The sequence below is a fragment of the Stutzerimonas stutzeri genome, from assembly GCF_000590475.1.
Taxonomy (GTDB): Bacteria; Pseudomonadota; Gammaproteobacteria; order Pseudomonadales; family Pseudomonadaceae; genus Stutzerimonas; species Stutzerimonas stutzeri_D.
The window spans coordinates 633,217-657,985 of record NZ_CP007441.1; the positions used below are offsets into that span (position 1 = coordinate 633,217).

The window sequence follows — 24,769 nt, forward strand, 5'->3', positions numbered from 1 at the left end:
GGCGCTTCCTTGTTTCCTATGTCATCCATGGGTGCGCCCGAACCAGCGCTGCAGGCGGCGAGGTGCGGGGCGGCGGAAAATTTCCAATAGTTGAGTCAAGCTCGCCGTGCGGTCAGCGATATCGAATGCCAGCGCCGAGCGCAGCACTGGCCAGCCATGCATCAGATTCGGTGGACACCGCAGCTCTTTCTCCAGGGCCATAGCTTTGGCCTGCTTGGCGCTCAGCCGGCGGAACGGGTGCATGCCGCTCGCAAGTTCGAATAGCAGACACGCAAGGGCGTAAATGTCGCTGACTGAGGAAGGCTCGGCGCCTTCCAGCAGTTCTGGTGCCGCGTAGCGGGTCGTCCATGCCTTGAAACGATTACGAGAGAGGCGCGGCAGCTTCTTCAAAACGTCCTCGAGTGGCTGGCCGAGGCCGTAGTCGAACAAGCGCAACCCGTCCTCTGCCAGTATCACGTTGCTTGGTTTGATGTCGCCGTGGATCACGCCGTGACTATGGGAGTAGGCCAACGCTTCGATCAGCGGCAGGGCGATTCCGCGCAGCTCGTCCCAGGCGAGGCCATCAGGGCGCTCGCTGAGCAACTGGTCGAGGGTCGGCCCCTTGAGCAATTCGAGGGTGATAAAGGCACGGTGGCTGGCCGTGTCCACATCGAAGCCGAACAGCCGTACGACATGGCGATGGTTCAGCCGTGCGGTTAGGGCGAACTCGGTGTAGAGCAGCGCATGGGCGTCGGGGTACTCGGCGAAATCATCGTTCAGAGTTTTGAGCGCGACGTAGGGTTCCGGGTCGCCGAACTGTTCACGTAACAGGTCCCGGGCGCGGTAGACGGCGCCCATGCCGCCGACGCCGAGCAGCCGTTCAATTCGATAGCGACCGCCTAATACCTGCGGCAACTCGCCGGTATGGATGGTCGAAGACGACGAAGCGCCTGGCGCGGCAGTCGTGGAGGCGAAGGCGAAGTAGGTCAGGTCCGAAGCCGGTTCGGCAAATAGAAACGCCTTCATCGGCGTACCACCACTGCGCTGAGGTTGTCCCGCGCCGGACCGTCCATGGCCAGGTCGAACAGCCGTTGCAGCGCAAGCGTCGTCGATGTCGAGTTGAGCGCTGCACCCAGTGCGTCCGGCGACAGGCTTTGGTAGAGCCCGTCGCTGCACAGCAGCAGGGTATCGCCTGAATAGACCTCGAACTCGAGAATATCCAGCACCAGTTGCTCATTTGCACCGATAGCGCGAGTGAGCGCATGGGCCGCGGGGCGACGTGCGGCCTCCCACGGGCTTAGGTTCTGTTTGTCGATCAGTTGCTGCAGCAGCGAATGGTCACGTGAGAGCTGGTAAAGACGACCGCCACGCCATAGGTAGCAGCGGCTGTCGCCGGCCCAGACGCACGCGGCTCGATTGCCTTCCATCAACAACGCAACCACCGTACTGCCGATCACCGGGTCGGGGCGGTCGGCAGTGATCGTCAGTTCTTGGCTGAGTCTGCGGTTGAGGTCGTGCAGGCAGCGACGCAGGTTGGCCAGGCGTTCGGTCAGGTTACCTTTCGGCAGCTCGGCCAACTGCTCGACGATCAACCGGCTAGCCAGAGCGCCGTTGTGGTGGCCACCCATACCATCGGCGACCACCCACAAGCCTTGCTCGGGGAGGTCGAGAAAGGCGTCTTCATTGCGTGCGCGAACCTTCCCGGTGTCGGTTCGCGCGGCGCTACACCAGCCGTGGGTCAGGCTTGCAGTGCTCATCACAGGCTTGCCGGCAGCTTGAAGTCACGCAGCAAGGCGATGTCGAACGGGTTGGGCGAGCGCTGGCTGTGCAACAGGTAGTTGGCGTGACGTCCGCCCAGATTGGCCTTGAGCATGAGCACGTCGCGGCCGCTGTGGTAGTCCACCTGCATCAGATCCAGCAGGCGGAACAGTGACCAAGGGCCGGTGTTCTTCTCGATCCCGACACGATGCCCGCCGAGCTCTTCGACCACTAGACTGGTGCGACCGTCCTCGGCGTCGGTAGGCCAGCTGAAGGCGGTCTGGACGATCGGGCCGTGGCGGTATTCCATTTGCTGATTGCCGAAGCGGAAGTCGGCGCGGCCCAGGCTCGAATCCAGCGAGTAGGGCTCTAGCTTGAAGCGGATCTGAGGCTCGTTCGGGTTCTCGGCGAAGAAGCTGCGACGGATCGTTTGCGCATGGCCCATCTGGGCTAAGAACTCGCGCGACAGCGGCAAGCCACGGCCATCGACACGACGTAGCTGGTATCGATCAGCGCTGCCGCTGACGAAAGGTTTGAGGTAATGATCGAAGAAGCCGTCGGCAACACCCTGCGCCTTGAAGAACTCGCGGAAGTCAGCAATGGCAACATCACTTTCGCTATGGGCGCTGAACGGATAGCGTTGGCGAAGCGAGCCTTTGTAGAACGCGTACAACTCGCTCCGATAGCGCTGGTTGAGATAGTGGTAGGCGTCGTTCAGAACCACCGTCCAGCTGTCTTCTGCGAGCAGTCCGAGCCAGTTACCGATCGGCTGCGGCAGGCGGGCGGCGCTGGCGCGAAGCTGATTGATCGCATCCCGCTGGCCACCCATGCGCGCCTTGGCCAACTCGAAGGCCGCTTGATCCGGTGCGCTGGCGTGGGCCAGGCCGGCCAATTGCAGTTGCAGCGCATCGAGAGCTTGCAGCGTCGGAACCAACTCGGCGCTGGCACCGGCGTTGTCGTCGAGCAGCCGGTGCAAGGATTCGAAGCGACGCTCCAAAGCCTTGCGCGCTGTGTCCGGCAGGCTATTGGCCAGTGCAGCCTGGGCCTGCTCCGCAGCGGAGGAGGCCAACTTGGCGGCCTTGCCCAGTTTTCCATTGGCACCTTTTAGCGTCTCGGCGCCCTTCGCGGCGTCGCCAGCGGCGTCGGCTACACCGGCAAAGCGGGTGTTGTCGCGTACTTCGACCAGCAATTGCAGCAGCGGCGAATTGGCAGCGCTCAGCCCACTGAGGAGGATCGCGCCCTGGGCGGCGTCGGCAATCGGCTCCAGCGTCAGTTGGGTAACCGCTTCGCTCCAATAGTTGGCATAGTCACGGAAATAGAGCTGTTCCATCTCGACCATCAGGTGGCTCAGGTCCTTGAGGCTCAGGCTGTCGCCCTCGCCGAGCACCCAGTTATCGCGCAGGATGTCGCGCACCAGGTCGCTGCCCTGCGCAACGTAGAACTTCTGATAGCCATCTTGAGTGTAGAGGCCGGGGATGGCGTAGTCGCTGCCGTTGAACAACGCACCCTGAGGTCCGAGACGTTGGCTGAATCGGTAGTTGGGCAAGCTGCGGGCCTGGTCGCGCAGCATCCGGTAGACCACGTTGGCCAGAGACTCGCTGCGCAGCACCTGGCGCGCTTCGGCGACCAGCCGCTCGTTGAGCGGGTAGGGCGTGAAGTGTTCATTGAGCAGCCGGTCGAAATGCGTTAGCAGCCCGTTCTGCGCCACAGCGTTACCCGCATAGCGCAGCGACCAGTCCGCTGCCAGCCATTCTTTGAGGAAGCCAGTATCGCGGCGTTGTTCCAGGTTGAGCATGAGATAGGCGCGCAGGCTGCCGAGCAGGCGCTCGCGGTCGCTGAGGTTGGCACGGATCTGGGCTTCTAGCTGGCGAGCGACGCGGGGCAGCAGCAAGCTTTCCAGTTCGCCGCGATAGGCCTGATGTAGGGTTGGATCGACCTGCTCGCCCTGATAGAGCCCGCCGCGCTGCAGATAGGGCACCTTGGCTTTGTCCGGGAACACCTGTGTGGCGGCGAAGCTTGTGTCCAGTGCTTTGAGCGTGCGCAGTGCTTCGTCTTCGGTGCTGATGTCCTGATGTTGGCGGCCCAGCTGGTCAGCGAGGTAGCGCAGTTGCTCGAGTCGTTCGTGATTGCCCGAGAAACCGTTGGCCCAGAGCGTCCCGAACAGCGCGAGACAGGCGAAGCTTGCGGCGTACAGGGCACGTTGGCCCCAGTCGATGCGGCGCACTTCCTTCTGGTCTAACCCGGCAAGGTCGGCTTCGGGGAAGATCACGCGGCTTAGCAGGTGATTGATGAAGCGTGCCCGACCGCTGCGGAAGGTTGGCAGCGCGCTGCTGGAAAGGCCCAGGTTGCGGCCGATGCTGCTGGTCAGCGGATCGAGGTCACCCTGCAGCTGTGGCGCGCTGGTCAGGTAGAAACCGCGCAGCTGGCTGGCCCGCTGATAGCGATTGCCGGAGAACGCCAGCTCGACGAACAGGCAAAGGCGCTCGCCGATCTGGCCAAGCTGGTGAGGGAAGTCGAGGATGCGGCCACGGCGCTGGGTATCGCGTTCCTGATGCATGCGCAGGATGACCTGGCTATTGAGCCGGCGCAGCAGTTCCTCGAATTCGCTCCGTACCACGGTGACGTCTGTGCCGTCCTGCTCCCTGCGGAAGCTGGCGCCCAGCACCTGATCGCTTTCCTCGCGCGAGAGCTGATCGAAGAACTCGTCGAAGCCAAGCACCTTGTCCGCTTTACTTAGTACCAGATAAACCGGTACGTCGGCGCCCAGGCGCTGGTGAATTTCATGTAAACGTTGACGGCTCTGGCGTGCCAGCGTCTCGAGCTCCAGTTCGCTCGCGTGCAGCAGCTGCTCGACTGGGATATTTATCAGTACGCCATTGAGTGGCCGTGCACGGCGGCGGCGCAGCAGGCCAAGCAATGTATTCCAGGCTTTGCCGTCGACCCCCGAGTCCGGCTGAGTCAGGTATCGGCCGGCGGTATCGATCAGCACGGCGTGGTCGGCGAAGTACCAGTCAGCGTAGCGCGTACCTGCAACATCCTTGGTCAGGCGCTGATTTTCACCGCGGTTGAGCGGGAAGTCCAAGCCGGAAAAGTCCAGCAGTGAGGTTTTGCCGCTGCCATGCGGGCCGAGCAATAGATACCAGGGCAGGTCGTTTCGCCATTTCTCACTGCGCCCACGATACAGGCTCGAACTCTTGAGCGTACGCATGGCGTCCCGGTAGCGCTGGCGCAGTATGCCTTGCTCTTCGCTGACCAGGCCCTCGCGGCGCAGGCGCTCCTGCGCCTCATCGTCGCTGGCTTCGGCCTGCTTGCGGCGAGTGCTACGCCAGCTGGCGAACACAATGAAAAGACCCCAGAGCAGGCACAGGCCGGCAATGGTCAGCAGGCGGCTGGTGGATGACTCCCAGAACTTGTAGTCGTCCACCGCCAGCAGCGGCCCGACGAACCACACCAGTAGAGCCAACACCAGCAAGACGCAAAGGCTCCATACCCAGGTCTTGCGGAAAAACGCGGCAAGCTTGCCGAAAAAAACCTTCATGGCATTACGTCCTTGTTACGGCTTGGGCTCGACCTGAACGGTCGGATCAACGGATTGGTACGGCTGCAGCACGCTATCGCGGTGCTCGCCCAGTACCCAGGCGAAGCCTGCGTACAGCATCCCTAGGCAAATTAGCGTGAACAGCGCGACCATCCACCACGGCACGATGCGCACCAGACGACGACGCGTGTCGCGCAGGCCCTGCCAGTGCGGCGAGACCTCCCGCGGTACGTCGCCGCGCAGTTGGCGAATCTGCCGGTAGAGGCTGTCGCGCACCGCTTCGAGCTCGAGCATGCCGCGTGGCATGACCCGGTACTTGCCTTCGAAACCGAGTGACAGGCAGAGATACATCAGTTCCAGCATCGGCAGGTGCTTGACCGGGTTGCGCGAGAGGCGCTCGAGCAGCTGGAAGAACTTCTCGCCTCCGAAGGTCTCGTTGTGAAATGAGGACAGCAGGCTCATCTGCGACCATTCGCTCTCGTTGCCCCAGGGCGTGGTCACCACGGCCTCGTCGATCGCCGTGCACAGCACGTAACGGGCGGCCATCACCTGGCTGCTCTCGGCGCCGTCGTGCAGGGCGCGGTGCTCAAATAGTTTGAGTTCGCCGGACAGGCGCTGGTTGAGGGCGCGCAGGTCTTCGCCTTCAAAGCTGTGCTTGAGCCGCACCACTTCCGAGAGCAGCGAGGAAGCGGCCGCGACCAGTGGGTTGAGGCTGATGTTGAAGGTTTCGGCCGGGCGCAAGCGCGCGGCATAGATCATCCGCTCCTCGAGCTGCTCGAATTTGGGTGGCGCGCTGAAGTCGGTCAGCGGGCTCTGTGCCGGGGCGTCACCGTGGCGGTTGAGGATGACCGTCTTGTCGTCCTGTGCGTAGTCCATTTCTCTGATCATGCCGGTCAGTTCCTGATCGCCCAGAATTTCAACTCAAGCCCGGTGAATTCGCCGGACACATGGAATGCGAAGCCACCGGAACGCTCCAGTTGCGCCAGTTCCTCGGAGTTGAGCTCCAAGGCGAAATAAGTCTTGCCGGAATGGAACGGAATCTGCCGCGGCGCCACCGGCAGCGGTTTGACCTTGATCCCAGGCAGGTGCAGGTTGACCAGTTGGCGGATGCGTTCGACGGGACCGACCTTGAGGTGAGCCGGCAGGCGCGTGCGCAGCTCTTCGGAGTCGCATTGAGCGCTAGCAGCGAGCACGAACGAGGCGCTGCCGAGCAGCTTGTGGTCGTGCAGCGGCGAAACCTGGATGCCGTATTGACGCTGTTGCAGCAACAGCTCGATGGCGTGTTGCTCAAGCACCATCGACAATACCTGGCGGATCGCATCCATCAGTTTGCGGAACGACAGCCCCTGGTCGTTGTGCAGATAGCGGCCATCCAGCCGCGGGCGTTTGGTCTCGCTGGAAAATGTCGCGAGTTCGCCGAGCAATCCCAGCAGCTCACGGTAGATATGCTCGGGATGCACCCGATCAATACCCATGGTGTGGCGCAGCACGGGTTCGTAGCGGTTGATCAGCTGCAGCATCATGAAGTCGCCGACTTCGGCGCCGCCCACCTTTCCGGTCGCGCGAATCCGCTCGGCCAGGATGTCGCCGCGATGGCCGAGCATGCTGATTACTTCCTTCAGGCAGGACAGCAGATAGCCAGACGCCTGAAAGTCGACGAAGGTCGGAATGTACTCGGGGTCGAGGCTGATCACCCCGTCCGGCGTGGTGTCGAGGATGTCGCATAGCTTGAGCTTCACATAGGCCTGATCGCTCTGCTGCTCACCCAGCAACAGCCGAAAGTCCGGCCGGCCGGTGCTCACCTGGCTGCTGCTGCTGTCGCCTGCGTTGGAATCGGTGACATCTTCATCGAATGCGGTGTAGCGCGCCAACACATCCTTTTGCTCCGGGCGTCGGCTTTCGATGTGGTTACCGGTTACCAATGGCAGCGCCAGGTACACCGGGGTGTTGCCGGTGTTGGGCGGTACGTCCAGCGCCAGTGGATCACGCTCGGTGCCGATCTCGAACAGGCTGCCATCAGGAAGCAGACCGCTGGCCTGACTAAGTACCAGCTTGCCCATGTTGAGGAACTGGCGGTCAATCTCCAGCCCAAAAAAACCCCAAGCGTAGTGGCCCAATTTTTGGGTCCGCAGCTTGAGCTGCGCGTCGTAATAGCGGTCGCTCTGCTGGAAGTGCTGCGGACGTAGCAGCATGCCCTCCTGCCAGATCACTTTGTTCATGCTCATCGATCAATTCCTCTTTGCGAGCGGATCGATGGCTTGAATGCCGTGCTCGTCGAGACCCAGCTCGATGCGGTTCTGCGCCTTGTGCTCCAGGGGAATAACGAAACGCCAATTGGATTCGGGCAAGTCTCGGTAGGCGGCCAGCACGCCGACGTAGCGGCTGCCTTCCTGAACGAACAGCTTCAGGTCACGCTGCTCGCCTGGACGCAGTTCCATCTCTTCCTGAATTACCAGGTCAGGGGACAGGGACTCCTTGGGGCGTTGGTAGAGCGAGAAGAAATCGGCGTTCTCGAAGGCTACGGGGTGCTTGAGCTCGATTAGCCGGATCACGATGGGCGAGGGGCGGCCGTTGAGGTCGGGGTTGAGTCTGTCGCTACCTTGTAGCGACAGGTCCAGCTTGGTCAGATCGGAGTTGGGCGAGAACGCCGAACATCCGCCGAGCAGAGCCAGCGCCGCGATCAGCGCGGCGGGGAGAAAGCGAGACATGAGCATCATCCTTGAAGGTCGGTGTTGAGCGTGGCGATCAGGCGTACCTGTTCCTCGTACGTCTGGGCGAAATCGCGGGCGAATAGCCGTTCGCTCCAATCTTCATCGCGCTGCATGGCCAGGTGCAGGCGCTTGTAGGCGCGCCAGCGATTTCCTGCGGTGGAAATCAGTGGCTTGTTGTCACGCTCGAAGCGCAATGCCAACTGGTCTGGGGAGAATTGCTCGAGCATGCTTTTGATGGCGACGCGGCTGGCGGCCAACATTGCCACCTGGTGTGCCTGCAAGTCGCGATAGGCGCGCCCCACGGCCTGCTCGGCTGGCAGCTGACCCGCTTTGCCGCCGCGTAGCAATAGCTTCAGCGCTTCGCCACTGTCGATACTGTGCTTGAGGGGGTTGTTGCCGGCGCTCTGTACGGTAGTAAGCGACAGGCGCATCTCGTTTTTCAGTTCGCCACGGGTGCGCAGTGTCTGCTGCAATCCGCCGACGCTTTGCTTGAGCAGGATTGCGGCCTTGAGCGCCAGGGCCTGGCGGGCCTTCTCGTCTAGGTCGTCCAGGCTAATGCCGAGCGCCTCGCTGAAGCGCGTCCAGAAATCGGGCGCAAGGCGCTCGGGTTCAGGGGCGGCTTTGGGTTGCGCAGCCACCTTGGGCACAACTAATTCGGGAACTTGCAGGCTCTCCTCGTCGATCTGCGCGTAATCGCGCTGCTGTGCCTGAGCGCGTGGCGGAGCCAGTACCGCAGTCAGGTCGTCGACTTCGGCGTAGACGCGCTCCTGCTGGTCGAGTGCGGTCAGTGGATCGAGATCCAGGAAGGCATCATCGGGAATGATGCTGCCGGCTGGCTGCGGACGGCCGATATCGCCTTCGAAAGAAGCGGGGTCCTGAATCAGCCTCGCGCGAATTTCGAAATCGCCCAGGCAATAGACGCTGCCGTGGTCGATGCGCTGCGCCCGGCCCTTGTCCAGGCTGGCGCCGGTGTCCTTGAGCTGGATGCCGTTGCTGCTGGTGTCGGTGAGAAAGAATGCCCCGTCCCGGTAGCTCACTTCGGCGTGGCGGCTGGACAACACGCGCTTGCGGTCCGGGATCACCCAGTCGCAATCCTCGGCGCGGCCAATGATTCCGCCGGCCTGCTTGAAGGTCTTGCTGCTGATGAGGCCTGGCGCGAATTGCTGCGCACTGACCATATCGAAAACCAATTCCATGGCCTTTTTCTCCTGATGAGTCAGTTGCCGCGAGTAGACGCCTGCGGATCACCCAGCGGGCGATATTCGTCGTCGTTGAACTTGTAGTTGCCGGAGCAGCCGGCAAGGGCGAGGGATGCAGCGAATAAAACGAGGGCGCAATAGCGGGCTAGCACGCGACTTCCTCCTTGAAAGCGTGTGGGCAGACGATCCCATCCGCCGAAAAAACGGCGAAGCGAGACTCAGGCTGAGTATTGAAGTTCACCCAGGTATGCGCGTGGGTGAACGGGGTCACGAAAATCGGCTGGGTCGGGGCTGAAACGAGAGCTGAGACTCTAAACAGGGCCCCCGATCCAGCGTGACGCTGCCGCTACGCGAAGGCCTGCACGCTTGCCTTCTGGGCTGCCGCCAGACGCTCCGCGATCTGGTTGTCTTTAATTTCCCGCCATTGCGCTACCAGGTCCACGAGATCTGCTCGCTCGACGTGTTCGCCGAAGACGCTGCGTGGCGTTACTTGGCGTTCCGCCTGCGCCAACAGACGCTGCTGAGCTCGGGTAAGCGCCGGACTTTGTTCAGATCGGATGCGTTCTGCCTGCCGCACCGCATCGGCGTAAATAGCACGCAGCTCCAGATCACTCTTGCCGTAGAAGCGCATTTCACCCCTGCGCCTGATTTCCCAGCGGAATTCATTGAATGAGCGCGCTTGCCAACTATCCAGTAGCTGGGCGGTACTCAGGAGCTGGGCGTAGATGTCACGCATTTCGGCCTCGCTGAAGAGCTTTCCGTTGCGCTCTTCGACGCTGGCGTTCCAGCGCAGCAGATTAGTGAGCGCTGCCCGTGCATAGCCGCTATCGCTGGCATGGTGAGTACCCGCAACTGCAAGGCGATTCGGCATATCACCATCCAGTCCTATTTCCCCGATGTAGCGTGCGCAGATTTGCTCGTCGATCAGTGCGCAACCCGGCTGCCAGAGAACTGCGGCCTCGCTTCCGCCCCCCGGTTTCCGAGGCATGAAATGCCACTGCTCGCCGTGGTGCTCGTAGGCGTCGCCCTGAAGATTAACGAGCCCTGCAAGCAACAATGCGATGCCGGTTACTGGCGAACTGAAAAGCAGAGCTGTACCGGGGAGAGCCAGTCTCCACTCCGCATCCATCCAAGGCAAAGGCACGGCAGGAACTGGATCGTTATGGTTGACGATACGGTGATGGGTAAGCGGCTGGGCGGCTTTAACGAAAGCAGCGTCGCCAGCGCGGGGTGCGCCATAGGTGTAGAGCTGGGTATTGTCGGACCATTCCCGGCGCAGCCAGTCTGCCAAAAGGAGGGCGATCGCCCCGCCGAGACTGTGGCCGCAGACAATCAATGTTTGCTTGCCAGTGTAAAAAGCATTGAGATAACGCTCAACGAAGGGTTTCGCTGCTTGGAAGGCTCCATAGAAACCGCGATGCGCTTGACCTTGGCCTTCTTTAAAACGCACTTGGCGCGCATCAGCGTCGCGGCTGGCGTCTGCCAGTATTTCCTGAGTACCGCGTACCGAAATCAGCACCACTTTGTCGTTATGAGTGATGAAAGCCTGGGTGTTAGTGCCCGACTCCGTGTCGTAAAGAAAATGCACGTCCTCTGGATTTCTCCAACCCTCTTGCGACTCTTTTTCGTAGCGCAGTGGATCGTAGGGCATGATTTCTAGACGCTTCGAATAAGGCACCTCTTCACAGATCATATGGTACGGGCCAGCACCGTCGAACTGTGTTGGTTTTACTCGACGGGCCAGCTGGTTCTGAAGCACATGACCAATGCTCCCGATCGAGTCGTAGGGAGGGGGTGACGATGTGTAGGGCTTCTTGTCGGTACTAAACGGGGCGTAAACGAACGTGCTCATCAGCGCGAGGTGATAGGCGTTCAGTGCGCAGAAGTCTGGCTCTCGGGACAGTAGCGGGCTAAAAGCGCGGAGCGCTTTGATTTCTATCACATAGCTCTGGCTACAACCGAGAGCGATCCCGGTTTGCTCCTTCGCTAACCCGGCATTTAACTTTAATTTGGGAGGTGGAGTTGCCCACGACTCGTCTGGTTCTGGAAGATGGCCATTAACCTCGGTGAAGTAGCTAACTTCGGTCCTTATCAAACGAGCCTGTAACTGCGCTGCGCGTTCTTCCGCCAGATAAGTTTGCTCATCTGCACGGCGAGGGCCGGCGGGTGACTGCTCAGCGGCCACTTGTAGCTCGGTTAGGGGAATGGTGAATTTCTCCCTGCGAGAAATCCCTACGTACCAGGGATCGTTGCCGGAATATTGGTCGGGAAGTGACAGAACAATCGGCCCGCCATAAAGGCTTTCTACTCGCGCATATCCATCACTATCTAGCACATCGGAAGATGTTTGCCCTTGGCTGTCCGTTAACAGGAATTTTAGTCCAGCGTACGGCCTGCCATTACCGTGCTCGTCTACCAAGCGGAAGCTTATCCAATCGAACCGAATAGGACATTGGAGCGCAGTTGGGGAATATGAGTCATTCATCCTTGGATCACTCTGTGCAGTTTGGATAAACCGTGCATTCTTGGCCATCCATGTTGAAGGTGCGGTGTTGCGGCGGGTCTGTGCAGAGTTCTTCAAATCTTGTTCCCCAGCGCCCCGTGCATGGCTTCCAGCCTGCCTCTGTATTCAGCCAGTACCCATTGAGGTATGGACGGTCTTCCCCGCTCAGTTTGAATACCAAACGTACAGTCTTGCCTGGCAATTGCTCATGCGTTATATGAGCTCCAGCACCTTTACAGCTGAGTAGCTTGCTTAGCTCGCCATCCCGCGAATTTGCCTTGCTGATTTGAAACAACCATGAACATTCCGCTGTTTTGAATAGCGTCCCGTCTGGTTGAAATGCTGGAGCACCCTCGGGTAGTTGGTCGACTATGGTCAACCCACCGTTGTCATAAGTTTGTTGCCAGTCCTTGTCGCCGTAACGGGCATTGATGAACAGCCCGACCCGGGCCAGCTGCATATCGCACATACCGTCGCGGTAGTTCACTGGAATACGGAATCGGTATTCATGAGGTTGGCTGTCAAAATCTGCTTTGAATGTCTTCGTCTGGCTCCGGCCGTCGCAGTTTCCCGCTGCTCCGTAGTGAGCCTGTGCTTTGAAGGCGAAATCGGCGGGCAGCTCACCTTCTAGCGTGAAGGACTCGCCGCCTAGCCGGCCCACCGTGCTGCAAGCATTAAGTGCAAGGGCTAGCAGCGCTGGACACAGAAAAGCACCGGTGCGACATTTCTTGGTCGGATTCATAAGAAAGGTTTCCGTGCATTGGGACTTGAAAGCACCGTGCTGACACGGGCGAAATGGGCTTCTGCTGTTTCATGCTCGGCGGGCGCCCAAGCCGAGTGCTCAGCAAGCGCAGGGTCAAGTTGGTGGAGCAGCAAGAAATGAAGCTGTTGTTCAGCAAGCCAATTCCAGCGTCGGGCTTTATCGAGTTGCTGATCCAGCCAGTCCGTTAGCACACGAGTTTCGGCGAGATCCGCGGTGGCCTTTGAATGGTTCTGCCACAGCCAGAGCTCAAGATTGTGTCGGCTGATATGGTGCTGCACCGTTTCCGGTTCGGCTATCGCCAGCCATGGCGTCTCGAATGGTGCGGGGCACTGGTCGGGCCGCGGATTATCGAAGCACTGCCAGCATTGACCATCCCAGCACAGCGCACTGCTTAGAGGACCAAGCAGAAGCGGGCGCTGGGATTCATCCATCTTGCGTAGATGGTGTGCAATGACGCGGCCGTCTTGAAAGCGGTAAAGCGACCGCTGCCCCTGTTCTTCGATCAACATCCGGTCCCGCCAGTGCTGGGCTAACAGCGTCAGGTCGAGATGCTTAGCGCTTGCAAGCCAACCCCAGTTCTGTTCGGGTGAATCGAGCAGCGACTGTATCTGCGATGGATTCGATTCGCTTAACAGCACCAGCCAGGGCCCGACTTCCGCCATCTCCGCAACTGCGGTGTTCTGATAAAGGTTGACGTATTGCTGCATCAGATCAGACGCGAATAGACCTTGGACCGGGTTGGGCTCTGCCAGACTGTCGAGAACGAGGAGCAGCTGCCGCTGCTCAGCCTGTTGCTCGTCGAACCAATCATGGACTGAATCGTTCATCGAGAAGCTTCCGCTTGGCACAATCCATCCCTGCACGCTTCACAAATCGGGCAGCGACTTGCGCCAATCTGTCTGGCCTTACGCGCGATTTGCAGTTGAGTATTGGCCAGTGCCAGCTTTGGCTGGGCGCCGGCCTTGTCCTGATCTGCTGCCCAGGGAACCGCTGGCGCCAGAATGCTCAGCCCCGAGCCCTTACCCGGTGCTCCACCGGAATTCATTTTGATGGTCGCGCCGTTCAGCGTCACCCCGCTCGGGTCGAGCTTGAGAAAGCTGCCGCCGCCTGACGCGGTGAGTTCCATGCCAGCGTCGATGACGACTTTACTGCCGGCATAACAGTGAATCTCGTTGCCGGCCTCGACGAACTGGCCGGTGCCGATCTTCATGTGCTGAGTGTTGCCCACGGAGAGGTGATCGTTGGTGCGGACCTCCGTCTTGCGGTCGGCATGGGTGGTGCGGTGTTCCTCCGCCTTGAACTCGCTGTAGCTGTTCCCTACCACCGTGTCGTGGCGTTCATGGCCAACACGGATCTTCTGGTCTTGCTCGATGTTCTCGTCCCAGTCTCGCTGGGCATGGACGTAGATCTGCTCGGCGCCTTTGCGGTCTTCGATGCGCAGTTCGTTGTAGCCGTCACCGCCGGGCGAGCTGAGGGTCTTAAAGACGCTGCGAGTCTTGTTGGCCGGCAGGACGTAGGGGACAACATGTTCCTTGTGGTACAGGCAGCCGGTGACCACCGGCTGATCAGGGTCGCCTTCGAGGAAGGTCACCAGCACCTCCATCCCAACGCGGGGGATAGCGATGCCGCCGTAGCGGTCTCCGGCCCAGCTTGAGCTGACACGCAGCCAGCAGCTGGTCTTGTCGTCAGCCTGGCCCTCACGGTCCCAGTGGAACTGGACCTTCACGCGGCCGTACTCGTCGCAGTGGATCTCTTCACCGGCCGGGCCGGTGACCACGGCGGTCTGGCTGCCGAGCACCTTGGGCTTGGGATGCTTCAGCGCGGGGCGGAAGGGGATATCCCAGGGCGTGGCAGTGAAGTGGTTACGGTAACCCTGAGTGAATCCATCATGGGCGACGCTATCACTCGTCACCGACTCTTCCAGCACCTGCGGCTGTTTGCCTTCGTGGAGGATTTCGTTCAGCAGCCAGAGCTGGTTCCAGTCGCCGTGCGGGTGTTCGGTTAGGGTGAGGAAGTGGCCGGTGACCAGCTGCGGCTGGTCGCTTTCGCCTTCGGCCAGCTCAAAGTCGCTGCGGTGGCGTTCCAGCGCGCGCTGGGAAAAGTGCTTGCCGCGGGTGCGTTCGGTGAAGCGGCCGGGGTAGTCGTAGTCTTCCAGGTCCGGCTGGAACTCGCTTTGGAAGGCGCCCTCCATGGTCAGGCGCGGTTTCTCGAAGTCGTAGTCACGACGGGTGACGCGGCTGGTGCGGGTCTCGACCCGCAGGCCGAAGCGCTTGACCACCGGCTCGTCGGCGACGAGGCCGGAGTCCAGCTGATAAGCCACCGGCGCAAGCTTGGGGAAGCCCGTCTGGTCATCACCGAATACCAGCACATGGCCGGCGGCGCTGTGCTGGATGTGGTAGTGAATGCCTTCTTCCTCGCATAGGCGCTGGATGAAATGCAGGTCGCTCTCATCGTACTGCACGCAGTAGCCGCGCTCGGGATAGATCGCGCTCAGCCCGAAGCGAAAGGCGTCGGACTGGATGCCGTGTTCTTCGAGCACTTGGCTGATGATCTTCTCAACCGTAAGGTGCTGGAAAATACGCTGGTTGGTGCGGTGGGCCAGATAAGCCAGCTGCGGGCGTAGGGTGATGTGGTAACGGGTCAGGCGCTTGCCGGTGTCACCTTGGGCTACGCGGTAGATCACGCCGTGGATACCGTTGCCGGCCGGCGAGAGTGTGAGAAAGGCTGGCTGATGCAGCAGGCTTTCCAGATCCAGATCAGGTCGCTCGCTGACCAGTTCGAGTTCGAAGGCGAACGGCTTCGAAAGCGCCTCGCGACCCGTGAATTCGAGTACGTGCAAGTCATGCTTGGCGCCCTCGATGCTTAGGCTGAAGTGGGTGTCGTTGGCCGGGTTGAACATGGTCTCGGGTCCGTCTTTAGATTTCTGCGGGGCTGATGTTCAGCCGTTCCATGCGATAGAGCAGGGTGCGCCGGGGCAAGCCCAGCTCGCGGGCGGCCTGGCTCTGGTTGCCGCCGTTCTTGCGCAGGCAGTCGACCAACAGGTTGCGTTCGACACGATCGAGCCGCTCGCGCAGGTTCATCGTGCTGTCGAGTTCGTCATCCAGCTTGCGTAGATTGAAATGCATCGGCAGCAACTCGCCGGACTCGCAGAGCAGCACGGCACGTTCGACCAAACCCTTCAGCTCCCGCACGTTGCCCGGAAAGCCATAACTGGCGAGCTGCTCCAGCGCGGCGTCGGACCAGCGCACGGTGTTACGTTGCAGGAAGCCACAGGCGTTGTCGGCAAAATGCCGCGCCAGCCGCAGGATGTCCTGGTCACGTTCGCGCAGGGGCGGCAGTTCTATCGGGAAGATGGAAAGCCGGTAATAAAGATCTTCACGAAAGCGGCCTTGCTCGACGCGCTTGTGCAAGTCCTGGTGGGTTGCGGCAACGATCCGGACATCGACTCTGTGGGTGCGGGTGTTGCCCAGTGGCCGCACCTCGCCTTCCTGCAGGACCCGCAATAGCTTGGCCTGCAAGGTCAGAGGCATGTCACCGATCTCGTCGAGAAACAGCGTGCCGCCATTGGCCGCATCGAACAGGCCTTCGTGATTGCGCTCGGCGCCGGTAAAAGCGCCTTTGCGATAGCCGAACAGCTCGCTTTCCAGCAGATGCTCCGGCAGTGCGGCGCAGTTCTGGACGATAAAGGCCTGGCTGCGGCGCGCCCCGCAGTCATGGATAGCTCGGGCAACCAGTTCCTTGCCGGTACCCGTCTCCCCAGTGAGCAGTACGCTGACCGGGTTGTGCAGCACCTTGCCAATCAACCCGTACACGGCACGCATGCGCGGACTGTCACCAATCAGACCATAGTCACGGGCGCAGGGGCGCGATACGGGCGTCTCGACTGGAGTGGGTCTCACCGCGCCGCGAAGCCGTTGCAGCAGTTGCACTTGGCCCATCACGAAGCGTCCGAGGTCGGACAGGCTTTCCGTCATCCCGGAAAATTCGTGATTCCCTGTATTGGCGGCAACTAGAACGCCTATTGCGTGGCCCTGAGCGTCCTGCAAGGGGAGGCACAACAGGCTGCGCCAGGCCTCCACCGGACTCGGCAGAAACCCTGTCTGGTGCAGGCTGGTATCGAGCGGCGCAAGGCTGAGCATTCGGTTTTGGCTGAGGCAGTATTGAAGAAGCTGTTCGCCGTCGTAGTCGCTGGGCATGCAGGCTGGCTCCTGCTGCAGGGTGCCGTCTAACCATTGGGAGGTCCGCGTCAGACGAGTGTGCGTGGCATCCAGCACATACAGCTGAGTCAGCGGACAGCCCGTGAACCGGGCGGCCATCTCCACTAGGCCGTTCAGCCAGGTATCAACATCCGCCGCGCCGGTCAGCTGCGCGAAGTGGCCCAGCAGTGCACTGGCCTCGAAGCTCCGTGAGCAGCCCCAGCTCACTGGCAAAATCTCAAGCGAACTCACAGACCACCGCCCCGTTGCCGTCGAGGGTTGCATGCACGCGCTGCAGAATTTCGCCGCCAGCCATGGCGTCGAGCAGCCGATCGACTACCAGCGGTTGCACGTGCTGGTCGATGAGATGGTCGATCAGCCGAGCCCCGCTTTCGCTGTGGGTGCAGCGCTCGGTCAGATGCGCCAGCAGCGCCGGGCAGTGGCTGAACTGCAGCTGACGCCGCGCTAGGCGCTCGCCGAAGCGAGCAAGCTTGAGCTCCACCAGTTCATTCAGCACCTCACCCTCGATTGGGTAATAGGGCACTACGCGCATCCGGCCGAGCAGCGCCGGCTTGAAATGCTGCGTCAGTTGCGGGCGAATGGCCTGCTCCAGATCCTCTGCTGCGGGACGCTGGCCGTTGGCGCAGAGGCTGGCGATGCGGTCACTGGCCAGGTTGCTGGTCATCAGGATCAAGGTGTTGCGGAAGTTGATCTCGCGCCCTTCGCCGTCGTTGGCCACGCCCTTGTCGAAGATCTGATAGAACACGTTCATCACGTCCGGATCGGCTTTCTCGACTTCATCGAGCAGCACCACCGAGTAGGGTTTCTGCCGCACGGCCTCGGTAAGCATGCCGCCTTCGCCGTAGCCCACATAGCCTGGGGGCGCGCCGATCAGTCGGGACACACTGTGTTTTTCCTGGAATTCGGACATGTTGATGGTGGTGAGAAAGCGCTCACCGCCGTAGAGCAGATCGGCCAGCGCCAGGGCGGTCTCGGTCTTGCCGACCCCGCTGGGGCCGACCAGTAGGAACACGCCTACCGGCGCGTCGGCGCGGTTGAGGCCGGCGGCGGTCGCGCGCATCGAACGGTCCAGTGCCTCGACAGCTTGCGCCTGGCCACGCACTCGCTGGCGCAGGTCGCTGGCGAAAGTTAGCACTTTGCTGTTGTGCTCGCGTGCCAGTTGCGAAAGCGGCACGCCAGTCCAATGGCTGATCACTTCGGCCACCAGGCGTGGGCACACCTCGAAACTGACCAGACGCTCATGAGCCTGGGCGCTGGCCAGTTGGACTTGCACGTCTTGCAGCTCGAGCTCCAGCGCTTCGATATCCTGCGGCAGTTGCTCGCAGGCTTCTGCTGGTGCCTTGCGGGCGTTCGCGCAGGCCTTGCGTAGCTCCAGCAAGCGCTCGGCGAGCTCGCGCTGGAAAGACCAACGGGTCTCGACTTGTTCGAGTTCAGCACGTGCTTCGCTCAGGCGCACATTCAGCGTTTCAAGCCCTTCGCGATCTACTTGTAATCCGGCATCGAGATCCCGGCGTACCGCTTCGCACTGGCGTTCACCTTCGGCAATTTCGCCACGCAGGCGCTCCAGTGCTTCCGGTGCGGCCGCAAGGCTGATGCGCACCCGGGCGCAGGCGATGTCCAACACGTCGACGGCCTTGTCGGGTAGCTGTCGACCAGCCAAGTAGCGGGCTGATAGTTCGGCGGCGGCCACCACCGCGTCGTCACGTAGGTAGATGCCATGGCTCTTTTCGTAGACCGGCGCCAAGCCACGCAAGATGGTTACCGCTTCGTCTACGGTGGGTTCGTGCAATTGCACGGGTTGAAAGCGACGTGCGAGGGCCGGGTCCTTCTCGAAGTACTTCTTGTATTCAGTCCAGGTCGTGGCGGCGATGGTGCGCAGCTCGCCCCGCGCCAATGCTGGTTTGAGCAGGTTGGCCGCATCGCCGCTGCCCGCCTGGCCACCGGCGCCGATCAGCGTGTGGGCTTCGTCGATGAACAGGATGATTGGCTTGGGCGAGCCTTTGACTTCATCGATCACGCCCTGCAGGCGGCGCTCGAATTCTCCTTTGACGCTGGCGCCGGCCTGTAGCAGACCCAGGTCCAGGGCCATGAGCTCGACGCCCTTGAGTACGTCCGGGACTTCGCCGGCCGCAATGCGCAGCGCCAGGCCTTCGACGATGGCGGTCTTGCCGACGCCAGCCTCGCCGACAACGATCGGGTTGCTTTTGCGACGGCGGGCAAGAATGTCGATCATCTGACGGATAGCGTCGTCGCGACACAGGACGGGGTCGAGCTTGCCGTCACGGGCCTGCTGGGTGAAGTTGTGCGTGAAACGCACCAGAATGGATTCGCCGGTAGGCGCGGGCTTGCCAGGCGCGGACTCCGGTTGCTGGGCCAGAGCGAACTCGCGCAGGCGTTCGGCGTCCAGGCGCGCCAGTAGCGGCTGGTAATGGCTGCCGGCATAGCGCATCGGGTTGCGCAGCAGGGCCAGAATCAGCGCGGCCTGGTCGATCTGGCTCTGGCCGAGTTCGAGGTTGCCGACCAGCAGGGCGTCCTGCAGCCACTGCACCAGTTCCGCGGAGAACACTGGATTGCGCGACTCGCTGTGCTCGCCACGCGGTTGCAGCGCCTGGGCCAGTGTGCCGGGATCGACGTCGGCATCCTGCAGGGCGCGCGTCAGTAGCCCATCCGTGCGCTCCAGCAGGCCGAGCAGCAGGTCTTCGACAAGGATTTTGCTGCCGCCACGCACCACACAGCGCTCAGCTGCGGTTTCCAGGTCATGCTTGGTCTGGGCATCCAGGGCCTGGACCAGTTGTTGGAGGTCTACGTTAATCATGTTCATCTTCCTTAATGAGTCTGGCTGCCCAAAGTGACCATGCCGTCGGCGCGCTCGCTGCCGAGCCAGCTGGTCCAGCCGAGGCGGCAGGTATTTTCAGCCCCGATACGCAGGTCCCGGATGTCGTCCTGACGCAGTTCCAAACGGATGTCATAGTCCAGCGGATCGCGCAACGTGAAACGAACCAGTGCACAGAGCGGTTGGTAGCCGGTGCCGACGGGCAAGAATTCGTGAAAGCGGTCCCAACTGAGCTGCCGGATGAGGATGCGGAACTTGCCCCCGCGGTCGCGCACCCGCTCGCCCAGTACCAAGCTCTCGCCGAGCTGACTGTTGGCACGGCCCAGGCGGTTCTGCTGCTCGGCGAGAATCTCGACCTGACGCTCGAGGCACTGCTCGATGCGCAAGTCGGCGTGCTTGAAGTAGTAGCGCAGTACCGACTCGATTAACGCGGCCGAGTGGGCGCGCAGGCTGAGCAGGCCGAGATAAGGCAGCAGACGTTTCCAGTTCAGTTCCGACGCGGCGCGGATCTGCTCACCGCCGAGCCCTATGAGGGCGAACAGCTGCTCGGAGAGCGGGTCGCGTGCGCCACTGGTGAAGCGCGCACGGTAACGGTACTTTTGCCAGATTGGCAGCATCAGGCGCTGCAAACGGTTGTTGAACAGGTCCAGAAGTTCGCGTGTTGGGTTGCCCTCGGCGGTATCGCCGAGGGCTTGTTCGCCATAGAAGGCAGGCAGCGGTGAGCCGGCCCCGAAGAGACTGACCAAGTTGATGCGCAGTTGCGCGCGCAGTTGCCCATGCTCTTCGAAGAAGTGCACGCGATCAACGTCGCTGCCGGGGAAACCCAGGCTTGGATTGGCCTGGAACTCAAGGTGCTCATAGAGCTCCTCGTCGTCCAGATCCGGATGTGCGGCTTTCAGACGGTCCATCACCAGGAGCACACCCTGGAACAGGCTGTACTCGCGGATGCCCCGGCTGATCCGGTTTAGACCCAGCGCAAAGCCAGCTGCGCTTCGGTCAGGCTGCGTTGAAGTCGAACCCAGAATGCTCATTTACACCTCGTAAAGTCGGGTGCGACCCCAAGCGCTTCTTCGTTCGTCTTCGCCTTGCCTGACTCTAGCTCGCATGCCTTTGCATCCGATCTTAGAGCAGAGGCTGCTGCCCCATACGTGGCGTCCATTGGTACACCTCTCCCTGTGTGCTCTTGACGCGAAGCTCGTGATACGAGTTGAGGCTGGCGTACAGCGCAAAGAATTCATTGAGTATCGAAGCAAAGAGGAACAGGTCTCCCTCGCCCAGATAGCCCTCGGTGTCCATTACCAGTTCCGTGCGCACGCCGCGCACCGGCAGGCCGCGGTGCAACCGATCGACGTGCTGATGGCCGATTTGCTTGAGTCCGCCGAGCAGTCGCTTGCTGACCTTCTCGGCATGCTGGTCGTAATAGCGCGGTAGGTCGTAGGTCTCGAGGATGACTTTGAGCGCTTCGACGTTGGCCAGCGACAGGTAGTTGAGCGACATGTTGCTGATCAGCTTCCAGAGGAAGTCGCGGTGCAGCGGCGGCGCGTAGCTCGGCGTCACGGCGCTGATGTTGCGAAAGGTCAGAAACTCCGGAGTGTCTTCGCTGGGCAGACAGATGTCGCCCAGGCGCAGCTGGCGCGGCAGATTCTGGTTGGTACAGGTCAACTCAATGGACAGCGTCTCGTGTTGGTCGAGGTTGCGCAGGCCAAAGCTGAGGTAGGTCTCAAGGCCGTCGCCGAGCATTGAGGGTTGCTGGCGCACGCTGTAGTGCGGGCGCGCCACTGGCACGTCAAAGCTGGGGTCGTGCTCGAAGGACTCGAACGGGACATATTCTTCATAACCCATGCCGCCCGGTTTCCATCCGGTGACGCGGTCAACCGAAAAGACGCCGCACTGATTGCTATCGAGCTCGGACGGCATCAGCAGGTATTGGTCCTGCTTGCCGTCGAGACGGATCGGGATGGCGTCGTGCTCGAACAGATTGACTACCGGGGTGCAGTACAAGCGCACGTTTTCCAGCGTCGGACGGATGCGCTGCACGCCCGCCTTGTGGATGTCGAAGCGCAGCTCGAAGCCACGAGCCTGCTCCAGGACTTCTTGCGGCAGACGCTTGAGCGCGTCGAGACCCTGGAGGTCGACGAACAGGAATTTCTCCTGAAAGGCAAAGTACTCCTGTAGGTAGCGATAGCCCCGGAAGGTATTGAGCGGGTAGGGAATCAGCGCCTGGTCTTCTGCAAAGCCCACCGGCTGCAGCTTCGACGGATCGATATGGAGTGCGGGCAGCGCAACGCCGAAACCGTCGGTGAATGGTTTGCCATTGGCATCCAGCGCGACCAGCTGCACGCCTGCGACATTGCGCAGCAGGCTCAGGTAGAGCATCTGGCTGATGTAGCGCTCGCCGGCCAGGTGCAAGCGCAGCTGCTTGAGGTTCAACTCGCCCAGATGCCCATCGGCCGTCATCTGCAGACGCAGACTCAGCAGAGCACCACCGCCTTTGACCGAATAGTCCAACGCGTCGAGCGCCAACGGCAGCACCTCGGTGGCGTAGGCGGTGCGAAAGCGGCAGGTTGCGCCCTGGATTGGCTTGGATTCGACCGGTGTGTTGCGCGGCACCATCAATGCAGGGCCCGGCCGCTTGACCGGATCGAACTGCAACATGCTGAACGCCGGCAGCGGGCGCATGTAGTTCGGCCACAAGAGGTGCATCAAGGAATGCGTCAGCTCCGGCAGCTCGTCATCGAGCTTCTGGCGCAGCCGCCCGGTGAGAAAGGCGAAGCCTTCGAGCAGCCGCTCAACATCCGGGTCGCGCCCGGCCTGACCGAGAAACGGCGCCAACGCCGGGCTACGCTCGGCAAAGCGCTTGCCGAGCTGGCGCAGGGCTGTGAGTTCGCTCTGGTAGTAATGGTTAAAAGACATTCGAAGCGCTCTTCCTTGGGCGTAGTGTCATGGACACAGGGCGGTGTCACGAATTTTCCAGGCGTGTATGGAGTTGCCTCTGCGTTCGTGATGCGAGCGTCCGAGCTGCGCAAGAAGCCCAGGTTTGTCGAGCGAAAGCGAATTGCCATTCGCGGTGATATCGAGGCGATAGGTATCAGGAACGCTATTTTCCAACTCATCATCGAAGGATATGTAGGACAGCACTTCGATGACTTCGCCAACTGCGACGCGCTTGTTCAATACGAACGGCTCTTTGGCGTTGGAATATTCATAAGCGGTGATATCGACCGGATAGCTGCAGAGATTTTCCAGGTCGGCGATAAACACCGTTTTCGATTGCGCTGTGCAACCTCCGAGGACGAACAGGGAAAGCAGGACGAGGTGCTTAGTCATCGAATTGCACCCGTGATAGCCAAAGCAGGCCTTTGACATCTTGTTCCGAGGCGACTGCGCGGTTCCAGTAATCCTGATAGCCTCGCGGGCCCCTCGGAGAATCTGAGTGATAGTGCATCACGTCTACTTCACCACTGCCCGGAACAGGGTGGTTAGCTACCGGGGATTGGGTTAGGACGGTAGATGTTTCTTTGTGACTCCAAGAGTACTCAGGAGCCAGTCCGCCATCGCCGTACTCGTTGAGAATCAAGTGACCTACTTCGTGAGCGGCAGTGTGTTCGAAATCGCCATCTGCGAAGCTCGCGGGATAATTGGCGGCGCTCCAAAAACCCTGGTTGTGATAGATCTTCTTGAACATGGCAAAACTGGTTGAGCGACCAAAATCGGCGCTCAGTGAGGAAATCAGCGGGAAATTCTTGGCGCTTGGTTCGGCGTTCACATCAGCCACCACCTTAACCTTGTAAACACCTTTTGCCGTCTGGATAGGTGCGCCTACGCCTTGTGCGCGACTGCCGTCGCGCGACCAGTAACGTTCGATACCCGCCTTGGCCATGGCCTGCAACTCGGTGAAGGTTTTTGCCGTCAGGTTGTGGTCCTTTCCCGATACGCCTCCATCGGAAAAACTTGGCCGCAGGGTAATTTCAACCAACTGGGCCGAGCGATCGATTCGAGCATCGACCCACTCAATCTCTTCGGCGTCGTTGCTGAGCGCGAGTTCTTCGATCTGTTGCTGACCACCCGTTACTGCCGTCAAACGCACCTTCAGGTTGGGGCTCTTTAGCACCTTGGTATCGAGCACTCCAGCCTGGTTGTAACCGTCCCATTGCCAAAAATGCTCGCCAGCGGGCAGCAGTGTGGCGGTGTTGGGTTCTGCATATAACAGGGTGCTGCCATCGAGCACTTCAAGCGTCAGGCTATCCGCAGGTTGCTTGCGATTGGTCACCAGAAAATCGATGGTTTCGCTGTTCTCCGTTGAACCATCTTTCAATTCCTTGAAATCAGGAATTTGTAGAGGCGTCAGGATGCGATTACCGCCGCGTTTCAGACTGAGTCGGTAGTCCAGCTCTTCGGTTGTTGTCTCCGCCGCTTGCGCCGCTGGAACCAAGGCGCCGACCAAGGCCGTTGCCACCGCCGTTGCTGCTGTTGCCGTACTCGAAGTTTCAGCCGAAGCCGAAGCTTTGGACGTCGCAGCTGCCGCTACTGCAGTCGCGGGCATGGCAGAAGGCGCGCTAAACGCCGCCCCGCCCCCACTCGCCCCAATTATCACCGTACCCGMCCCCGCCACTACCGTATTGCCATGACTACCAACTGTGCCCACTGTGGTCGCCGGTCTGCCATTGATCAGCACCGTTGGGATGACCGCGCTGGCCAAGGCACTGCCGCAGGAGGTGGGATCGCCCATGCGCGCGGCGGGCATGCCGTCGAACAGCACGTCAGGAGAGCCGGCCGCGATCGGGTTGGTGCCGTGGCCCGTTTTCGGGCACGCGGTGGGGTCGCCTAGGCGGGCTGCGGGTTTACCGGACATCAGGCTCTCCTTAGTGGACTTTCACTTGTCCGCTGCCATCCAGGCTCGCGGAAAAACTTACGTGACGCTTGAAACCGTCGACTTCCAACAGGCCTTCGATAGCGAAAGACAGGCTCAGTGGATCGTGGTCGCGGGGCAGGGATATCACCCTGACCTGGCTCAATCGTGGTTCGAACGCTTCGATGAAGCGTTCGATGGCCATACGCGCTTGCTGCAACGAGTCGTGCAGAGACAGGCGCATATCGTTCAAATCGGGCAACCCATAGTCAGGCAACGTCTGCACGCTGCCCGCCCGGGTGCTGAGCATTTTGGCCAGATGGGCAGCCACCGAAGCCATCGCTGCGACTTCGCGACTCCAGCCGGCGCGCTTGTCGGCATCACCGCCGAGGCGTTCGAAAAGGCTGCCGTAGGCCATG

At 61.0% G+C, this 24,769-nt stretch carries 19 protein-coding genes; all 19 read right to left on the minus strand.

Annotated elements, in window-relative coordinates; translation table 11 throughout:
* Positions 1-21: 21 nt before the first annotated feature.
* The gene (locus CH92_RS02960) at positions 22-1,005 is read right to left on the minus strand and encodes a serine/threonine-protein kinase (protein ID WP_025240309.1); all 984 of its coding nucleotides are present in this window, start codon (positions 1,003-1,005) and stop codon (positions 22-24) included.
* Positions 1,002-1,736, minus strand: a complete 735-nt coding sequence (locus tag CH92_RS02965; RefSeq protein ID WP_025240310.1) for a PP2C family protein-serine/threonine phosphatase — start codon at positions 1,734-1,736, stop codon at positions 1,002-1,004. Before CH92_RS02965 ends, CH92_RS02960 begins: the two co-directional genes overlap by 4 nt.
* Positions 1,736-5,275 carry a type VI secretion system membrane subunit TssM gene (gene tssM, locus CH92_RS02970; protein ID WP_025240311.1) on the minus strand — a complete coding sequence of 1,180 codons (3,540 nt, stop codon included), beginning with the start codon at positions 5,273-5,275 and terminating at the stop codon, positions 1,736-1,738. The genes CH92_RS02965 and tssM overlap by 1 nt, the downstream gene beginning before the upstream one ends.
* 15 nt (positions 5,276-5,290) lie before the next feature.
* Entirely contained in the window at positions 5,291-6,163 is an 873-nt protein-coding gene (icmH, locus tag CH92_RS02975; RefSeq protein WP_025240312.1) for a type IVB secretion system protein IcmH/DotU, read from the minus strand.
* 5 nt (positions 6,164-6,168) lie between these two features.
* Entirely contained in the window at positions 6,169-7,500 is a 1,332-nt protein-coding gene (tssK, locus tag CH92_RS02980) for a type VI secretion system baseplate subunit TssK (protein WP_025240313.1), read from the minus strand.
* A gap of 3 nt (positions 7,501-7,503) precedes the next feature.
* Positions 7,504-7,983, minus strand: a complete 480-nt coding sequence (gene tssJ, locus CH92_RS02985) for a type VI secretion system lipoprotein TssJ (RefSeq protein ID WP_025240314.1) — start codon at positions 7,981-7,983, stop codon at positions 7,504-7,506.
* 5 nt (positions 7,984-7,988) lie between these two features.
* Entirely contained in the window at positions 7,989-9,182 is a 1,194-nt protein-coding gene (tagH, locus tag CH92_RS02990) for a type VI secretion system-associated FHA domain protein TagH (RefSeq protein WP_025240315.1), read from the minus strand.
* A gap of 20 nt (positions 9,183-9,202) precedes the next feature.
* Positions 9,203-9,337 (minus strand): hypothetical protein, encoded by a 135-nt coding sequence (locus CH92_RS02995; RefSeq protein ID WP_025240316.1) that lies wholly within the window; start codon positions 9,335-9,337, stop codon positions 9,203-9,205.
* A 194-nt stretch (positions 9,338-9,531) separates the two neighbouring features.
* Positions 9,532-11,670, minus strand: a complete 2,139-nt coding sequence (locus tag CH92_RS03000) for a lipase family protein (RefSeq protein ID WP_235206187.1) — start codon at positions 11,668-11,670, stop codon at positions 9,532-9,534.
* A 7-nt stretch (positions 11,671-11,677) separates the two neighbouring features.
* Entirely contained in the window at positions 11,678-12,430 is a 753-nt protein-coding gene (locus CH92_RS03005; protein ID WP_025240318.1) for a hypothetical protein, read from the minus strand.
* Positions 12,427-13,278: a DUF4123 domain-containing protein gene (locus CH92_RS03010; protein WP_025240319.1), complete on the minus strand. Its 852-nt coding sequence runs from the start codon at positions 13,276-13,278 to the stop codon at positions 12,427-12,429. Before CH92_RS03010 ends, CH92_RS03005 begins: the two co-directional genes overlap by 4 nt.
* Entirely contained in the window at positions 13,275-15,350 is a 2,076-nt protein-coding gene (locus CH92_RS03015; protein WP_025240320.1) for a type VI secretion system tip protein VgrG, read from the minus strand. The genes CH92_RS03010 and CH92_RS03015 overlap by 4 nt, the downstream gene beginning before the upstream one ends.
* 16 nt (positions 15,351-15,366) lie before the next feature.
* The gene (locus tag CH92_RS03020) at positions 15,367-16,899 is read right to left on the minus strand and encodes a sigma-54 interaction domain-containing protein (protein WP_423832885.1); all 1,533 of its coding nucleotides are present in this window, start codon (positions 16,897-16,899) and stop codon (positions 15,367-15,369) included.
* On the minus strand, positions 16,886-19,483 hold the full coding sequence (gene tssH / locus CH92_RS03025; RefSeq protein ID WP_025240322.1) for a type VI secretion system ATPase TssH: 2,598 nt from the start codon (positions 19,481-19,483) through the stop codon (positions 16,886-16,888). The genes CH92_RS03020 and tssH overlap by 14 nt, the downstream gene beginning before the upstream one ends.
* Positions 19,484-19,494: 11 nt before the next feature.
* Entirely contained in the window at positions 19,495-20,532 is a 1,038-nt protein-coding gene (gene tssG / locus CH92_RS03030; RefSeq protein WP_025240323.1) for a type VI secretion system baseplate subunit TssG, read from the minus strand.
* Between the two features lie 91 nt (positions 20,533-20,623).
* A complete protein-coding gene (gene tssF / locus CH92_RS03035; RefSeq protein WP_025240324.1) occupies positions 20,624-22,414 on the minus strand; it encodes a type VI secretion system baseplate subunit TssF in 1,791 nt (596 codons plus the stop codon).
* 27 nt (positions 22,415-22,441) lie between these two features.
* The gene (locus CH92_RS03040; RefSeq protein ID WP_025240325.1) at positions 22,442-22,828 is read right to left on the minus strand and encodes a hypothetical protein; all 387 of its coding nucleotides are present in this window, start codon (positions 22,826-22,828) and stop codon (positions 22,442-22,444) included.
* Complete coding sequence (locus tag CH92_RS03045; RefSeq protein ID WP_025240326.1) at positions 22,821-24,353, minus strand: PAAR domain-containing protein; 1,533 nt, start codon at positions 24,351-24,353, stop codon at positions 22,821-22,823. The genes CH92_RS03040 and CH92_RS03045 overlap by 8 nt, the downstream gene beginning before the upstream one ends.
* A gap of 10 nt (positions 24,354-24,363) precedes the next feature.
* The gene (gene tssE, locus CH92_RS03050) at positions 24,364-24,768 is read right to left on the minus strand and encodes a type VI secretion system baseplate subunit TssE (protein ID WP_025240327.1); all 405 of its coding nucleotides are present in this window, start codon (positions 24,766-24,768) and stop codon (positions 24,364-24,366) included.
* Position 24,769: the final 1 nt, after the last annotated feature.

Bases quoted from the DNA above. Each gene is read 5' to 3' on its own strand.
- tssK (WP_025240313.1), bottom strand. From the start codon at position 7,500: ATGAGCATGAACAAAGTGATCTGGCAGGAGGGCATGCTGCTACGTCCG.
- tssE (WP_025240327.1), bottom strand. From the start codon at position 24,768: ATGGCCTACGGCAGCCTTTTCGAACGCCTCGGCGGTGATGCCGACAAG.
- tssJ (WP_025240314.1), bottom strand. From the start codon at position 7,983: ATGTCTCGCTTTCTCCCCGCCGCGCTGATCGCGGCGCTGGCTCTGCTC.
- icmH (WP_025240312.1), bottom strand. From the start codon at position 6,163: ATGATCAGAGAAATGGACTACGCACAGGACGACAAGACGGTCATCCTC.
- CH92_RS03040 (WP_025240325.1), bottom strand. From the start codon at position 22,828: ATGACTAAGCACCTCGTCCTGCTTTCCCTGTTCGTCCTCGGAGGTTGC.
- CH92_RS03015 (WP_025240320.1), bottom strand. From the start codon at position 15,350: ATGTTCAACCCGGCCAACGACACCCACTTCAGCCTAAGCATCGAGGGC.
- tssH (WP_025240322.1), bottom strand. From the start codon at position 19,483: ATGATTAACGTAGACCTCCAACAACTGGTCCAGGCCCTGGATGCCCAG.
- CH92_RS02965 (WP_025240310.1), bottom strand. From the start codon at position 1,736: ATGAGCACTGCAAGCCTGACCCACGGCTGGTGTAGCGCCGCGCGAACC.
- tssM (WP_025240311.1), bottom strand. From the start codon at position 5,275: ATGAAGGTTTTTTTCGGCAAGCTTGCCGCGTTTTTCCGCAAGACCTGG.
- tssF (WP_025240324.1), bottom strand. From the start codon at position 22,414: ATGTCTTTTAACCATTACTACCAGAGCGAACTCACAGCCCTGCGCCAG.
- CH92_RS03010 (WP_025240319.1), bottom strand. From the start codon at position 13,278: ATGAACGATTCAGTCCATGATTGGTTCGACGAGCAACAGGCTGAGCAG.
- tssG (WP_025240323.1), bottom strand. From the start codon at position 20,532: ATGAGCATTCTGGGTTCGACTTCAACGCAGCCTGACCGAAGCGCAGCT.
- CH92_RS02960 (WP_025240309.1), bottom strand. From the start codon at position 1,005: ATGAAGGCGTTTCTATTTGCCGAACCGGCTTCGGACCTGACCTACTTC.
- CH92_RS03000 (WP_235206187.1), bottom strand. From the start codon at position 11,670: ATGAATGACTCATATTCCCCAACTGCGCTCCAATGTCCTATTCGGTTC.
- CH92_RS03005 (WP_025240318.1), bottom strand. From the start codon at position 12,430: ATGAATCCGACCAAGAAATGTCGCACCGGTGCTTTTCTGTGTCCAGCG.
- tagH (WP_025240315.1), bottom strand. From the start codon at position 9,182: ATGGAATTGGTTTTCGATATGGTCAGTGCGCAGCAATTCGCGCCAGGC.